Origin of the sequence: Thermogutta sp., from assembly GCF_014359955.1 — a bacterium.
GTDB lineage: Bacteria > Planctomycetota > Planctomycetia > Pirellulales > Thermoguttaceae > Thermogutta.
The window spans coordinates 1-1,603 of the sequence record NZ_JACIYL010000919.1 but is presented as its reverse complement, the minus strand read 5'-3'; the positions used below and the strand labels follow the sequence as shown (position 1 = coordinate 1,603).

General features: G+C 56.7%; 1 protein-coding gene. It reads right to left on the bottom strand.

The features are described from left to right. Positions 1-1,603, bottom strand: a 1,603-nt coding sequence (locus H5U08_RS18190; RefSeq protein ID WP_297036391.1) for a hypothetical protein, incomplete at both ends; no start/stop codon positions are given.

The window sequence follows — 1,603 nt, the reverse complement described above, 5'->3', positions numbered from 1 at the left end:
GGATAACGTGCCTCCGAACAGTTCTGCCGTGAGAGGCTGGCGCGCGTTCGCCGATTGATCGACGGCCGATTTCCCGCGAGCGGATTGAGCGACCGCCCCATCCCCACCGAAAATCACCAATTCATTGTCAATCCGGAACGGGCCTCGCAACCGGGTGATCGGCAACCCCAGCACCTGAAGGGCGTCCAGAGCCAAATAACCATCGGCCGTAAACCTTCCCTCCCCATACTCCCCCTGGAAAAGGATTTTTCCGTTCAAATTCCCGAACACCAGGCTCGTGCCCATGCTGTTTTGAACCAGAGTAATCACCACATTCCATGCTGCCTGGAGGGGGATCGACTGGCCGACTGAGTCCCTGCCAGCAGCCACTACGTCTCCCGCAAGTGGAGCACCGGGTGAGGCGTCCTGTGCTCTGATCAATCGAAACTGACCGCGCACCACCACAGGCCCCTGGATGTTGAGGCGGGCGAGAGGACGGCTCAGGGCTTCCGGTAAGGCCATAAGTAACGCTCGATCCACTATCAAGCGATCAATCCACAAGTTGCGGAGGTCCAGCGTCCAGCCTCCATTTTGTGCGAGCTGGCAGGATCCATCCGCCTGAAATTCAGTATTCTCGTGATGTCCACGAAGCCCCTGAAATGAAAGGATCCCGGCCTCGTAGGTCAAATTGCCCACGATGCCTTCCAGGCGGTATGGGAAAGATCGAGGCTGAAGAGTCAGGCCACGCTCCACCGGACTTGCCCATAATTTGACGTCGAGAGGTTCACCCGAGGTGTAGAGGATCGTCCCCCGTACATGAACGGTGCCTACCGGGTCAAGCTCCTCCCATATCTGACGGATGTGATTGTCGCGAAACGCAGCCTTCAGTTCGTTGTCCAGAGGGAGCTGTTTCGCTTCAAAATCCAGGCGAAAAGTGGAACTTCCATTTTGCGAAAGGAGCGTACCATAGGCAGAAATCTCTGCCGGACCGCTTCTTCCCCGAAGTTCCTGAAACGACCACGCATCGTCCCGCATGACAATGCGGCCAGTGATGTCGGAAATGGGATATGGAAACGCTTCATATCGAATGGAGCATCCGTTAAGCGTCGCTTCCATCTGTCGATGGAGCTGGCCGCCTGGCTCATCCTGCCATAATCCGAGCCACACATCGGCGGAACCGGCCAGGTGCAGCGCCCGCAACGTGTGGCGGCTCCTGGTCTCCAGCACGGCATTAACGAGCCGCTCATCAAGAGCAATCCGCTGGCCGCTGATACTGATCTGTGCCACGGGACCTGTCAAAGGATTGAGAACCTGCCCGCGAATCTCCACTGGCTGCGTGCCCGCCATTGCCACGAGTTGAATTCCCAGCCGCTCGGGCGTGAGTTCGAGACGCCCCTGAACCTGCTGAAGCCGATACGGAAAGCGATAATAGGCAAACGACGCATTTTCCAGATTGGCGATGACATGAAAATGGCGCTGGCCATCCAGAGAAGTCAGACGCAAAGTAAGATGAACCGTCCCTTCCGGGAAGTACTTCGGCCATTCCTCCTGAAGTTTGGGGGGCAAAAGCGGAAGAAGTGCTGGATCAAACTTCAAATTGTTGATTTGCATATCGAGATCAGCC